8 protein-coding genes are annotated in these 13402 nt (G+C 63.4%); 5 read left to right on the top strand and 3 right to left on the bottom strand.

Features of this window, described 5'->3' with window-relative positions:
• Window positions 1-51: 51 nt before the first annotated feature.
• The 3 genes from AC1Z3W_RS11555 to AC1Z3W_RS11545 are packed head-to-tail and all read right to left on the bottom strand — an operon-like array spanning window position 52 to window position 5820.
• Window positions 52-1494 carry an efflux transporter outer membrane subunit gene (locus AC1Z3W_RS11555; protein ID WP_483507621.1) on the bottom strand — a complete coding sequence of 481 codons (1443 nt, stop codon included), beginning with the start codon at window positions 1492-1494 and terminating at the stop codon, window positions 52-54.
• A gap of 4 nt (window positions 1495-1498) precedes the next feature.
• On the bottom strand, window positions 1499-4642 hold the full coding sequence (locus AC1Z3W_RS11550) for a multidrug efflux RND transporter permease subunit (protein ID WP_483507620.1): 3144 nt from the start codon (window positions 4640-4642) through the stop codon (window positions 1499-1501).
• A 20-nt stretch (window positions 4643-4662) separates the two neighbouring features.
• The gene (locus AC1Z3W_RS11545; RefSeq protein ID WP_483507619.1) at window positions 4663-5820 is read right to left on the bottom strand and encodes an efflux RND transporter periplasmic adaptor subunit; all 1158 of its coding nucleotides are present in this window, start codon (window positions 5818-5820) and stop codon (window positions 4663-4665) included.
• Between the two features lie 364 nt (window positions 5821-6184).
• Here AC1Z3W_RS11545 and AC1Z3W_RS11540 point away from each other — a divergent pair, with 364 nt between their 5' ends.
• From AC1Z3W_RS11540 to AC1Z3W_RS11520, 5 genes are all read left to right on the top strand, one after another.
• Window positions 6185-7666 carry an NAD-dependent succinate-semialdehyde dehydrogenase gene (locus AC1Z3W_RS11540; RefSeq protein WP_483507618.1) on the top strand — a complete coding sequence of 494 codons (1482 nt, stop codon included), beginning with the start codon at window positions 6185-6187 and terminating at the stop codon, window positions 7664-7666.
• Window positions 7667-7694: 28 nt separating this feature from the next.
• On the top strand, window positions 7695-8861 hold the full coding sequence (locus AC1Z3W_RS11535) for an iron-containing alcohol dehydrogenase (protein ID WP_082664535.1): 1167 nt from the start codon (window positions 7695-7697) through the stop codon (window positions 8859-8861).
• A gap of 52 nt (window positions 8862-8913) precedes the next feature.
• Entirely contained in the window at window positions 8914-10377 is a 1464-nt protein-coding gene (locus tag AC1Z3W_RS11530; RefSeq protein ID WP_483507617.1) for a flavin-containing monooxygenase, read from the top strand.
• Between the two features lie 12 nt (window positions 10378-10389).
• Entirely contained in the window at window positions 10390-11373 is a 984-nt protein-coding gene (locus AC1Z3W_RS11525; protein ID WP_483507616.1) for an alpha/beta hydrolase, read from the top strand.
• A 166-nt stretch (window positions 11374-11539) separates the two neighbouring features.
• Window positions 11540-13162: a long-chain-fatty-acid--CoA ligase gene (locus tag AC1Z3W_RS11520; RefSeq protein WP_483507615.1), complete on the top strand. Its 1623-nt coding sequence runs from the start codon at window positions 11540-11542 to the stop codon at window positions 13160-13162.
• The last annotated feature ends 240 nt before the right edge of the window (window positions 13163-13402 follow it).

Here is a 13402-nt window from a genome sequence, read left to right as displayed (position 1 = left end):
GCCTTCGCCGTGCTGCCGGTCGTCGCGGACGGATCGGCGACGATGCGTGGCTCAGTTGTCGGCCACGCTGCTGGCGGCAGGCACGTCGGTGTCGATCAAGCCGCCACCGAGGGCCTTGTAGAGCGCGACCGCGTTGCCCAGTTCGGCGTTGCGCAGATCCAGCAGGGCCTGACGCGCGGCGTACAGCTGTCGCTGCGAGTCGAGCAGTTCCAGACGGTCCTCGATGCCGGCGCGATAGCGCAGGTTCACGAGATCGGTGCGGCGCTCGGCGCTTTTGACGACCCGGATTTGCGCGTCGATCTGGCGGCTGAAGGTCTCGCGCCCGGCGAGGCCGTCGGCCACCTCGCGAAACGCGTTCTGGATCGCGCGTTCGTACTCGACGACCGCGCTGGACTTGCGCACTTCCGCTAGATTCAGCTCCGAGCGCAGCCGGCCGCCCTGGAAGATCGGGACGGTGACCTGAGGCGCGAAGCTCCACACGCGCTGGCCGCCGTCGAACAGGCTGCCCAGCCCCGGGCTGAGGAAGCCGATCGACGAGGTCAGCGACAGGCGCGGGAAGAATGCCGCGCGCGCCGCGCCGATATCGGCGTTGGCGGCGACGAGATTCTGCTCGGCCTGCTGGATGTCCGGCCGGCGGTACAGCAATTCCGATGGTAGTCCGGCCGGCAGTTGCGTCATCACCGGCTGGCGTTCCAGCGACAGCGGGTCGGGCAGGTTCTTCGGCAGGTCGGTGCCGACCAGCAGCCGCAGCGCGTTATTCGCCTGCTCGACGGCGCGCGAACGCGCCTCGAGATCGGCGCTGGCGCTCGCGACCTGGCCTTCGGCCTGCGCGATGTCCACGCCGCTGGCCTGGTCAGCGAGCTTGAGCCGGCGCGCGAGATCGAGCGACTGTCGCCAGTCGTTCAGCGTGCGTTCGGACAGCGCGCGCTGTTCCTGTGCGAGGCGCTCGGCGAAGTACGCGTTGGCCACGGAGCCGACGAGCGCGATCTGCACCGCGCGGCGGCCGTGATCGGTCGCGAGGTAGCGCGCGAACGCCGCATCGGACAGCGACTTCACGCGGCCGAACAGGTCGATCTCGAACGCGCTGACACCGACGTTCACGCCGTACTGGTTCTGCGTGTTTTCGAGCAGCGGCGGGTTGGATTGCGTGTCGGCGGCCGTGCGCTGGCGCGTGAAGCTTGCGCCTGCGTCGATCGACGGCAGGCGCGCGGAGCGCTGGATGCCGTACTGCGCTTCGGCAGCCTGCACATTCAGCGCGGCCAGGCGCAGGTCGCGGTTGTTGTCGAGCGCGAGTTCGATCAGGCGCTGCAGGCGGCGGTCGCCGAACATCGTGCGCCAGCCGAGATCGGCCGCGTTCGCGTGCTGGTCGGCCGCGGCAGCGGTCGTATAGGCGGCCGGCACCGGCATCTCGGGCCTGACCAGCTTCGGCGCCATCGAGCACGCCGACAGCGCGACGGCGGCGGAAACCGCGACGGTAAGAATAAGTGATCGCATGGCCTTAACCTTGTTGTTCGTGGGTCACGGCGGCGGGCTTCTTGCGGGACACCAGCCATGCCGAGATGCGTTCCTGGATGCTCATCACGAACACGAAGAAAACCGGAACGAAGAAAATGGCCAGCACGGTGGCGGTGATCATGCCGCCCAGCACGCCGGTGCCGATCGCGTGCTGCGTCTCGGAGCTGGCGCCGGAGGCGATGACGAGCGGCACCACGCCGAGCCCGAATGCGAGCGACGTCATCAGGATCGGACGCAGGCGCAGCTTGGACGACCGCACGGCCGCCTCGATCAGCCCCATGCCTTCCTCGCGCAGCTGCTTCGCGAATTCCACGATCAGGATCGCGTTCTTCGCCGACAGGCCGATCACGGTGATCATCCCGACCTTGAAGAAGACGTCGTTCGGCAGCCCGCGCAGCATCACCGCGCCGAGTGCGCCGATCAGGCCGAGCGGCACCACCAGCATCACCGACAACGGAATCGCCCAGCTCTCGTAGAGCGCCGCGAGCACCAGGAACACGACGATCATCGACAGCGCCATCAGCATCGGCGCCTGCGATGCCGACTCGCGCTCCTGCAGCGACTGGCCGGTCCAGGCCACCGTGAAGCCCGGCGGCAACTGCGCCGCCAGACGCTCCATCTCGGCCATCGCCGCGCCGCTGGAGTAGCCGGGGGCCGAACCGCCGGAGATACGCGCGGACGGATAACCCTGGAAGCGCACCATCTGGAGCGGGGCTTCCGACCAGACCGGACGCACCACTTCAGACAGCGGCACCATGCCGCCGGTCGCGTTGCGCACGTAGAGCTTCATCACGTTCTCGATCTGCATGCGTGCCGGGGCATCGGCCTGGATGATCACCTGCTGCATGCGGCCTGCGTTCGGGAAGTCGTTCACGTAGGTCGAGCCCATCGCGGCCGACAGCGTGTCGCTGATGGTCGTGAACGACACGCCGAGCGCTTCGGCCTTGTCGCGGTCGATGTCCAGCTTCACGCTCGTGCCGGCCGGCAGGCTGTCCGGATAGACGCCGGTCACCACCTTGCTTTGCGCGGCCAGTTCGAGCAGCCTGGTTTCAGCCGCCTTGAGCGCCGCATAGCCCTGGTTGGCGCGATCCTGCAGGCGCATCGTGAAACCCGAGCTGGTGCCCAGCCCGTCGATCGCCGGCGGCAACAGGCTCATGACCGTGCCTTCGGTCACGCCGCTCATCGCTGCCTGCGCGCGCATGGCTTCGTCCATCGTGGATGCACCGCCGCGTTTGTTCCAGTCCTTGAGCACCGAGTAGTTCAGTGCGGCATTCGAGCCGAGGCCGGAGAAGCCGTAGCCGATGATCGAGATGCTCGACTGGATCGCCGGACGCGACGCGAGGTGCTTCTCGAGGGTCTTGACCACGTCACCCGTGCGCTCGACGGTCGAATCCGCCGGGAGCAGGAAGCCGGTCATGAAGTAGCCCTGGTCTTCCTCGGGCAGGAACGACGACGGCAGCATCCGGAAGCCGAACACCAGCGCGGCGGAAATCGCGACGAACAGCAGCATCACGCGCCCGGTGCGGCCGACCAGCCGGCCGACGCGCGTTTCATACCATTGCGTGAGGCGGTCGAAGCGGCGGTTGAACCAGCCGAAGAAGCCGCGCTTCTCGTGGTGCCCGTGCTCGACCGGCTTGAGCATCGTCGCGCACAGGGCCGGCGTCAGCGTCAGTGCGAGCAGGGCCGAGAACATGATCGACACGGCCATCGACAGCGTGAACTGCTGATAGATCACGCCGACCGAACCGCTCGACATCGCCATCGGCAGGAACACGGCCGTCAGCACCAGCGTGATGCCGATGATCGCGCCGGTGATTTCCTTCATGGCCTTGATCGTCGCGTCCTTCGGCGACAGGCCTTCTTCCACCATCAGGCGCTCGACGTTTTCCACGACGACGATCGCATCGTCGACGATGATGCCGATCGCGAGCACCATGCCGAACATCGTCAGCACGTTGATCGAGAAGCCTGTCATCAGCATGACCGTGAAGGTGCCGAGCATCGCCACCGGCGCGACGATTGCCGGGATCAGCGTGTAGCGCACGTTCTGCAGGAACAGATACATCACCAGGAACACGAGCACCATCGCCTCGAGCAGCGTGTGAATCACCTTCTCGATTGAGATCTTCACGAACGGGGCAGTATCGAACGGAATCGAGTAGGTCATGCCGGCCGGCATCGTCTTGGCGATCATGTCCAGTTGCTCGCGCACAGCCTCGGCGGTCTTCACAGCGTTGGCCCCCGGCGCCAGCTGCACGCCCGCGAAGGTGGCGGGTTTGCCGTTCTCGCTGTTGACGAAGGTGAACGCCTGCGGGCCGAGTTCGACCCGCGCGACATCGCCGAGCACGACCTTCGAGCCGTTCGCATTCGCGCGCAGCACGATCTTCGCGAACTGCTCCGGCGTCGTGAGCTGGCCTTGCGCGGTGAGCGGCACCGTCACGCGCTGGCCCGGCAGCGCGGGCGCCGCACCGAGGCTGCCCGGGGCGATCTGCACGTTCTGTTGGCTGACGGCCGTCGTCAGGTCGTTCATCGACAGGCCGTAGGTGATCAGCTTCTGCGGATCGACCCAGATGCGCATGGCCTGTTCGGAGCCGAACAGTTGCACCTTGCCGACGCCTTCGACACGTCGCAGGTCCTCGACGACGTTGCGCGCCATGTAGTCGGCAAGCGCATTTTGATCGTAGCGGCCGCTGTCCGACTTCAGGCCGACGAACAACAGGAAGCCCGTGGCGGCTGACTCCACGATCACGCCGTTTTGCCGCACGACGGGGGGCAGGCGCGGCTCGACCGACTTGAGCTTGTTCTGCACTTCGACCTGGGCCATCGCCGAATCGGTGCCGGGCTTGAAGGTCGCGGTGATCTGTGCCTGGCCGGAAGTATCCGCCGACGATTCGAAGTACAGCAGGTTTCGCACGCCGGACAGCTCGCGCTCGATGAGGCTCAGCACGCTGTCGCTCATCGTCTGCGGCGTGGCACCCGGGTAGGTGGCGGTAATGGTGACGGTCGGCGGCGCGACCGACGGATAGCGCGCAACCGGCAATTCGGGGATGGCGATCAGGCCCAGCAGGATGATGAAGAGGGCGATCACCCACGCGAAGACCGGGCGCCGGATGAAGAATTGGGACATGACTGGAGGCTCCCCGTGACTCAGTGCGAGGAAGCGGTCTTGACCGCTTCAGGTGCCTTCCATGCGGTCGCCGTCACGGTCGCGCCGTCGCTCAGGCGCTCCATGCCTTCGACGACGACCTTCTGGCCCGCCTGCAGACCCGACTTGATGCGGTAGCTGCGGTTCGTCAGCTCGCCCACTTCCACGGACTTCAGATGCGCCTGGCTCTTCGCGTCGAGCACCCAGACCTGCGGCTTGCCGCCCGCGCGGACGATTGCCTGTTGCGGCACGGTCAGCGCGTTGTCGTAGTGCCCACGCGGGATGCGGGCTCGCACGTACATGCCCGGCAGCAGCTCGCGCTTCGGGTTGTCGACCAGCACGCGCAGCAGCACGTCGCCGGTACCCGGGTCGACGTTGACACCCGAGAACAGCATGCGGCCCTTTACGTCATAGCGCGAGTCGTCGTCGCGCAGCACGTCGACCGGCAGCCCGTTGCCCGCGGTGTCCGGCTGCGCCGTGAGCGCGCCGCGCAGCGATTCGAGCGACGCGGCCGGCTGGCGCACGTCCACGTAGACCTGGTCGATCTGCTGGATGCGTGCCATCGGCTGGCTGTCGCTGCTCGCAACCAGCGCACCCTCGGTCACGAGGGCCTGATCGATGCGGCCCGCGATCGGCGCCTCGACGGTCGCGAACTTCAGGTCGAGCTGGCGTCGTGCGAGCGTCGCGCGCGCCTGCGCGACGTCGGCGGCGGCCTGGTCGCGTTGCGACACCGAATCGTCGTAGACCTGCCGGCTGATTGCGTCGGCCTCGACCAGCGGCTTGAGCCGCGTGGTCTGCACCCTGGCCCGTTCGAGCGCGGCTTGTGCGCGTTGCAGGGCCGCCGCGGCCGTGTCCATATCGGCCTTGAACGGGGCCGGGTTGATCTGGAACAGTGGCTGGCCCGCACGCACTTCCGTGCCCTGTTCGAACAGCCGTCGCTGCACGATGCCGCTGACCTGCGGCCGGATCTCGGCGATCCGGACGGCCGCGATGCGGCCGGGCAGGTCTTCGGTCAGGTCGAGGGAGGAGGCTGCCAGCGTCATTGCCGCCACCGGGGTGGCTGGCGCGGCAGCCCGCTGTTCGGAGGGCCCGCAGCCCGCCAGCATAGCCGCCACCAGCGCGCACACGGCACTGTAGCTGCATCGCTTCTGCATTTTCATGTGGATTCCTTGAGATGAAGGCGCCAACGGCCCGCATTTTTGGTTCGAGTCTGGCGTCGACGGTTCTCGCGTCGCAGCCCCGTGCAACTACCAAGTTGCCGCCAATTTCTTGTTGTGGTCAAATGACCATGTCAATTGACCAATGGCGCGTAGTCTATCTCAAACTCGGATATCTCGCGTTCAGAGGCGGACGTTTTCATGCTGCGCAATGTTCAGCGGAAACCGAGGGGCGGCGGCGAAATTGCGCGAGCCACCTGCAGGGGCGTCGCACGAGGCTTCTTCAACGAGAGAAGTCGTTTTGCATTTGGCGTCGGAACAGTATTTCGCCGGCGCGATTGAATTTCACTACACAGAGTGCGAAAGAATGAACCAAGCGACTGTATCTTCGGCGCTGAGCGCCCGACTGCGAGACGCCTCCTTGCTGGAGACGCGCACCTGGCTTGCGTCGGGATGGACGGGGGGCGCGGATGGTCGTTCGTCTCCCGTGACGAATCCGGCCACCGGCGAGATTCTGGCGCGCGTGGCCAGCCTCGGCGCTGCAGAGGTGGAGAAGGCAATTGCATCGTCGGCTTCAGCACAAGAAGCCTGGCGTAAAAGGACCAGCCACGAGCGGGCGAGGATCCTGCGCGCATGGTATGACTTGATCATTGAGAATGCAGACGACCTCGCATTCATCATGACGTCGGAGCAGGGCAAGCCTCTCGCGGAGGCCCGCGGCGAGATCATGTATGCCGCTTCCTTCGTGGAGTGGTTCGCCGAAGAAGCGAAACGCGTATACGGCGACGTCATGCCTCACCCGCAAGCCGACAAGCGCATCCTCGTCATTCGTCAGCCGATCGGCGTTTGCGCAGCAATTACGCCGTGGAATTTTCCCGCCGCGATGATTACGCGCAAGGTGGCTCCAGCGTTGGCTGCCGGCTGTTCCATCATCGTGCGCCCGGCGGACCTGACTCCGCTGACGGCGCTTGCGCTAGCCGTGCTGGCCGAGCGAGCGGGTATTCCGGCCGGTGTACTTCAAGTGGTGTGTGGCCCGTCGCGCGAGATCGGAGCGGTCCTCACGGCCAGCCCGATCGTGCGCAAGCTTTCGTTTACCGGTTCGACCGAAGTCGGTCGCGTGCTCATGAGCCAGTCGTCCGGGACGATCAAGCGGCTTTCTCTCGAACTCGGCGGCAACGCACCTTTCATCGTGTTCGACGATGCGGATCTCGACGCGGCAATTGAAGGCGCGATGGCGTCAAAGTACCGAAATAGCGGCCAGACCTGCGTTTGCGCCAATCGCTTTCTTGTCCAGGCTGGAATTCATGACCGCTTCGTCGACGCGCTCGCCCGGCGAGTTCAGGCGCTCAAGGTAGGAAACGGCATGGAACCGGGGGCGCAGCAGGGGCCGCTGATCCAGCCGTCCGCCTGCGACCATCTGGATCAGCTGATCGACGATGCGGTAGGCAAGGGCGCCCGAATCGTCACTGGCGGGAAACGCCATCAGCTTGGAGGCACGTTCTTCGAGCCGACCGTTATTGCCGATGCGACGCCGGCCATGCGTGTCGCGCGTGAGGAACTCTTCGGGCCCGTCGGTCCGGTATTCCGCTTCGAGGATGAGGCTCAGGCGATTGCGATGGCCAATGACACCGAGTACGGGCTGGCGGCCTATCTCTATACACGCGACCACGGCCGCATCTGGCGTGTGGGCGAGGCACTCGAGTACGGCATGGTCGGCCTGAATACCGGGGTGATTTCCAACGAGGTCGCGCCGTTCGGCGGGGTAAAGCAATCCGGCCTTGGCCGAGAGGGTTCCCGTTACGGAATCGACGAATATCTGGAAATCAAATACATGTGTACCCAGGTCTGACGGCGACGTCGGCATCAAGGAAATGTCAATGGAAATGTCCCCGCAGTCGATGCTCTTCGAAACGGTCCCGTCGATTCTCCAGGAATGGGGCTGTGTGCGCCGCCTGGGTCAAGTGATGGCGGCATGGACGGATCGCCGCAATGTGCTGATCGTCACGGACGCAGGGTTGCACGAGGCCGGCGTGCTGGAGCCGGCGAAAGCATCGTTGGCAGCCGCCGGATTTCGTGCGGCGGTTTTTGACGAGGTCGTGGCCGATCCGCCGGAGATCGTGGTATCGCGGTGCGTTGAGGTCGCACGCAGTGCAGAGGTGGATGTCGTCATCGGCTTGGGCGGCGGCTCATCGATGGACATTGCAAAGCTGGCCGCCGTCCTTGCCGTCTCGCAGCAATCTCTCGCGGAAATGTACGGAATTGGCAACGTTCACGGCGAGCGCCTGCCATTGGTGCAAATCCCGACGACGGCCGGCACTGGGTCGGAAGTCACCAATATTTCCATCGTTTCGGTTAACGAAACAAACAAAATGGGAATCGTCGCCCGTCAACTGTATGCCGACAGAGTGATCCTGGACGCTGAACTCACTGTCGGTCTGCCACGCAGTCATACCGCTGCAACCGGCATCGACGCGATGGTCCACGCCATCGAGGCATATACCAGCAAGCACAAGAAGAATGCGATTTCCGACGCCCTTGCGCGTGAGGCACTGCGATTGCTGGCGAACAACCTGGTCCCGGCTTGCGAAGATGGCAACGACCGGCGCGCGCGAGAGGCAATGCTGCTGGGCGCAACCCTGGCGGGACAAGCCTTCGCCAATGCTCCGGTGGCTGCCGTTCATGCGCTGGCCTATCCATTGGGCGGCCACTTTCATATCCCGCATGGTTTGTCCAACGCATTGATGCTTGCGCCCGTGCTGCGTTTCAACGCGCAGGCGGCAGCTTCGCAATATGCGGAACTGGCAGATCTCGTAGGCGCGGGTGGAAAAGGCGACGCCACGGAACGCACGGCCGCGTTCATCGGATTCATGGATGACCTGATGGACCGGTCCGGCGCGCCGCGTCGTCTCCGCGACGCGGGCGTCACGCGTTCGAGCCTGCCGATCCTGGCGGCAGATGCCATGAAGCAGCAGCGCCTGCTGTTGAACAATCCGGTCGTTGTCACGGATTCCGACGCATTGCGCTTGTATGAACAGGCCTATTGAACCGACACAGGCAAATCCGTAGTCGCCGTAACGTTAATATAGAGAGTGCACCGTGAACAATGTAGAAAGGATTGAGCACCACGAGGTCGTCATTTTGGGTGCAGGCTTTGGAGGCCTCGGAATGGCTGCTCGCATGAAGATCGCGGGCATCGACGACTTTGTCGTGTTGGAGAAACGTCCCGGACTCGGCGGCGTTTGGCTTGACAATTCGTATCCCGGCGCAGCATGCGATACCGAATCGCACCTGTATTGCTACAGCTTCCATCCGCATTTGCGCGTAAGCGCCATGTATGCCGGCAGGAACGAACTGCTCAATTATCTGAAATCGCTTGCCATGCGGTTCGGCTTGACAGAACACCTGCGGTTCAACTGCGAGATTCGGAGCGCTGAATGGGATGCAGGCGCAAGCCTCTGGCGGTTCGAGCTGGACGACGGTTCGCGATTGACCTCCCGCTTCTTCGTGCCGGCGTGGGGGCAACTAAACCGTCCGATGATTCCCGCGGTTCGCGGCTTGGAGGGTTTCAAGGGAGACTATTTCCACTCCGCGGAATGGCGGCACGATGTGGATCTGAGTGGCAAGCGTGTGGCGAGCGTTGGAAATGCCGCTAGCGCCGTGCAGTATGTGCCGGCCATCGCGCCGAAGGTCGCGCAACTTACGGTGTTCCAGCGAAGCGCAAACTGGATCATGCCGCGCAACCAGATCATCTTCTCGATGGAGCAGCTCGATACGTACGAGAGCGAGCCCCATCTGTTCGAAGAAAGCCGGAAATCGCTGCACGCTTTCCGTGAATCCGGGTTCGAGCGCACACGGATGGGTTCCAACGCACAGATGGAAGGCAAGAGTCTGGCTTTGGCACACCTTCATCGGCAGGTGTCCGACCCGGCCCTGCGCCAGCAGCTGACGCCGGACTATGAATACGCGTGCAAACGCATTCTGCGATCGGACGACTACTATCCGGCGCTCGTGCGCGACAACGTCGCGTTGGAAACGGCGGGCGTAGAGGCGGTTGTCGAGGACGGTATCCTGACCAGGGACGGCCGAGTTCTCCCGTTTGACGTGATCGTGTTCGGAACGGGATTCGAGAGTCAGGCATTCCAGGGCAGCTTGCAGGTTCGCGGGGCGGACTGCACGTTGGCGCAGGCCTGGAAAGATGGCCCGGAGGCCTATCTGGGCATCACGGTGCCAGGCTTTCCCAACATGTTCATGTTGTATGGGCCGAACACGAACCTGAACCACAACTCCATCGTGTCGATGCTCGAGATCCAGCAAAACTACATCATCGACGCGATCGGTGGCATGGCTGCGACCGGCGTCAAGGCAGTCGACGTCGATAGGGCCGTGTTTGACGAATACAACAGCGGGCTGCAGTCAGCGATGGCCGGCTCGGCATTTTCCGCAGGCTGCTCGAGTTGGTACAAGAACGCGCAGGGCAAGGTGATCAACAACTGGCCAGGCACAGTGGACGAGTACCGCGCCGCGACGCAATGGGATCAAAGCGTGTTCGGCACGATCTGAGCGGGGATGCGCATGACATCAGTGCTCTGGTTGCCGCTGACGGAGGTTGCTGAAGATGCGCGGGACGCCGTTCGGGCGTTCCGCGAACTGGGTGGACGGCACTACGGCAGCTTTTCCGTGGACCAGTCTCGTGTGAACTTCGTGCGTGCCTGCGAACTGAACGGCATCACGGGTGACGAGGCTGTTGATCATGACGATATAGGTGTTCCCGTAACGGGCGGCAGCATTCGGGTGCGGCTCTATCGTTCACACAACGGGGATCACGCCGAGGACAATCCGCTGGTCGTCTTCATTCACGGAGGCGGGTGGGTGATCGGGAGCGTGGACACGCACGACGGCATTTGCCGTTATCTCGCACGGCATAGTGGGTGCCCGGTCGCATCGGTGGAGTACCGGCGATCGCCGGAGCACCGGTGGCCGGTCCCGCTCGAAGACTGCGAGCGGGCATTGGACTATCTGGTCACGAACGCTCCAGCGCTCTCCATCAACGCGTCTCGCGTGGTTCTGGCGGGCGACAGCGCCGGCGGCAATATGGCGACCATCATCGCCAATGCAGCATCGACGACGGGATCCTCGATCGTCGGACAGATCCTGCTTTATCCGGTGACGGACCTGACTGCGTCACTCCCGTCATATCAACGTGTTCAAGGTGGATTTCCGCTCGTAGCCGAATCGATGCTCTGGTTCCGCGACCACTACGTGCCTGCCGGTACGCCGCTCGATCTTCCGCGCCTGTCCCCGCTGTTGCATGCAGAGGGCCGGCCGCAGCCGCCGATGTTCATTGCAACGGTGGGGCTCGACCCGCTATGCGACGAGGGCGTTGCTTACGCGTCGTGCGCGGCACGCGCCGGGAGCGAAGTCGAGCATCACCATCTGCCGGGGCATCATCACGGGATCGTTACCGCGGCCCGCAATATCGCGACAGCGAGATATCTGCTGGAACGCGCCGCTGCCTTTGTTCGGCGACTTGCCGAAAAAGACCGCGTCAGTGTTTGACGCTTTGACCTTTGCTCGGGCTGGTGCATTGACGTTTGGACGACGATGCTTGCGACGCGTTTTCCAGAAATCATTCTCGCGTAGTTCAAGGCGCTCCGGCTCGCTACGAGCGTGACGAGGGGACTGGCGTCGCGCGATTATTCAAACAGGACAGAGGAGATTGGGTATGGAAAAGATTTGGCTTGCTTCCTATCCGCCAGAGGTTCCAGCAGAGATTGATTCCAGCGCGTATCGATCCGTTAGCGAGTTGATCGACGCAAGCTTCGGCAAGTTTCGGGAAAGTCTCGCGTTTGCGTGTAATGGAACGCGGATGACGTATGGTGAGCTCGACATGATGTCGCGCTCACTGGCCGCGTGGCTGCAATCACGGGGGCTCGAGCGTGGTGCGCGCGTCGCCATCATGATGCCGAATATGTTGCACTACCCGATCTCGATCTGTGCAGTCCTGCGCGCCGGCTACGTTGTCGTCAACGTCAATCCGCTTTATACCCCCCGCGAGTTGAAACATCAGTTGAACGACAGCGGCGCGGAAGCGATCGTCATACTCGACAGTTGCGCTGCAACGCTGGACGGAATCATTACGCAAACGCAGGTGAAGCATGTTCTGGTTGCCACGCAGGACAACGCTTCTACCGTGGGGCAGATCCCGAGCGCATATACGACATTTGACGACGCGATTGCGGAGGGGCGTCGGAGCAAATTCGTGCCGGCTTGCCAGTCACCGGATGATGTTGCCTTTCTCCAATATACGGGGGGGACAACCGGTGTGTCGAAAGGGGCGACGCTGTTGCATCGGAACATTGTCGCGAATGTATTGCAGGCGGACGTCTGGCTCAAGCCAGCCCGAGGTTGGCGTCCTGACGTGACGCAGTTCATCACGGTAGCGGCACTTCCGATCTATCACATCTTTGCGCTCAACGTTTGCTGTCTGTTGACGATGCACACGGGCGGGCTTTGTGTACTGGTTCCCAATCCGCGTGACATCGGCGGGATGATCGAGTCGCTCGCCGGATACAAGATCACGAGCTTTCCGGGAGTGAACACGCTCTATAACGCGATGCTCCATCATCCCGCGTTCTCGCGCCTCGATTTCTCCAATCTGCTGCTGGCCAACGGCGGCGGAATGGCCACTCAAGAGGCGGTCGCAAAGCGCTGGAAGGAGATGACCGGCGCGCCGATTATCGAAGGATACGGGCTGTCCGAGACGTCGCCATGCGTCACGATCAATCCCGTTGCCCGCGGTGAATTCAATGGCACGATCGGCTTGCCGTTGCCCTCTACCGAAGTGTCGATCCGGGACGACGACGGCAAGGAACTGCCGCCTGGAGAAGCAGGGGAGTTGTGCATTCGTGGTCCCCAGGTGATGGCGGGCTACTGGCAGCGACCCGACGAGACGTCGAAGGTGATGACCGAGGACGGCTTCTTCAGATCGGGCGACATTGCGTCGATTTCCGCGGACGGCTTCGTGCGAATCGTCGACCGCAAGAAGGACATGATCCTCGTGTCCGGTTTCAACGTCTACCCGAACGAGATCGAAGAGGTCGTTGTCAAACACCCCGGCGTATACGAAGTCGCTGCCATCGGCGTACCCGACGAGCATTCCGGAGAGGCCGTCAAGCTGTTCGTGGTCAGGAAAGACCCGGAACTGACGGACGAAGATTTGATGGCGTTCTGCAAAGGGCAGCTAACTGGCTATAAACGACCGAAAAGCATCGAGTTTCGCGACACCCTGCCAAAGAGCAACGTCGGGAAGATCCTTCGGCGAGAGTTGCGGGTGCCGAACGACTGACATCATCCTCAACGTCCGATGCCTTCAGGATCGAGCCACCCCCATCGCACGTCCCCGAACGAGCACGGGAATGATGCGGCGGGACGCGTCCGTCGCGAGGTTTGCTTGCGGTTTCGAGAGGCACCTTGCCTCCACGCCTTGGTCCGGGGTGGCTACCAGTCAGCCAGGATCGAGGGCTGTGTGAGGGCAACGGGGCGAGGTAGAGCGCCGGGCTCGACGTAGCATTCGGCACGTTACATG

Source organism: Burkholderia sp. 10_S31 (assembly GCF_056930375.1).
The sequence above is the reverse complement of the archived record's forward strand: the minus strand, read 5'-3'. Positions and strand labels throughout refer to the sequence as shown.

What these genes read in the sequence shown, in the direction of transcription:
- AC1Z3W_RS11520 (WP_483507615.1), top strand. Translation starts at nt 11,540, where the DNA reads ATGGAAAAGATTTGGCTTGCTTCCTATCCGCCAGAGGTTCCAGCAGAG.
- AC1Z3W_RS11555 (WP_483507621.1), bottom strand. Translation starts at nt 1,494, where the DNA reads ATGCGATCACTTATTCTTACCGTCGCGGTTTCCGCCGCCGTCGCGCTG.
- AC1Z3W_RS11540 (WP_483507618.1), top strand. Translation starts at nt 6,185, where the DNA reads ATGAACCAAGCGACTGTATCTTCGGCGCTGAGCGCCCGACTGCGAGAC.
- AC1Z3W_RS11525 (WP_483507616.1), top strand. Translation starts at nt 10,390, where the DNA reads ATGACATCAGTGCTCTGGTTGCCGCTGACGGAGGTTGCTGAAGATGCG.
- AC1Z3W_RS11545 (WP_483507619.1), bottom strand. Translation starts at nt 5,820, where the DNA reads ATGAAAATGCAGAAGCGATGCAGCTACAGTGCCGTGTGCGCGCTGGTG.
- AC1Z3W_RS11550 (WP_483507620.1), bottom strand. Translation starts at nt 4,642, where the DNA reads ATGTCCCAATTCTTCATCCGGCGCCCGGTCTTCGCGTGGGTGATCGCC.
- AC1Z3W_RS11535 (WP_082664535.1), top strand. Translation starts at nt 7,695, where the DNA reads ATGGAAATGTCCCCGCAGTCGATGCTCTTCGAAACGGTCCCGTCGATT.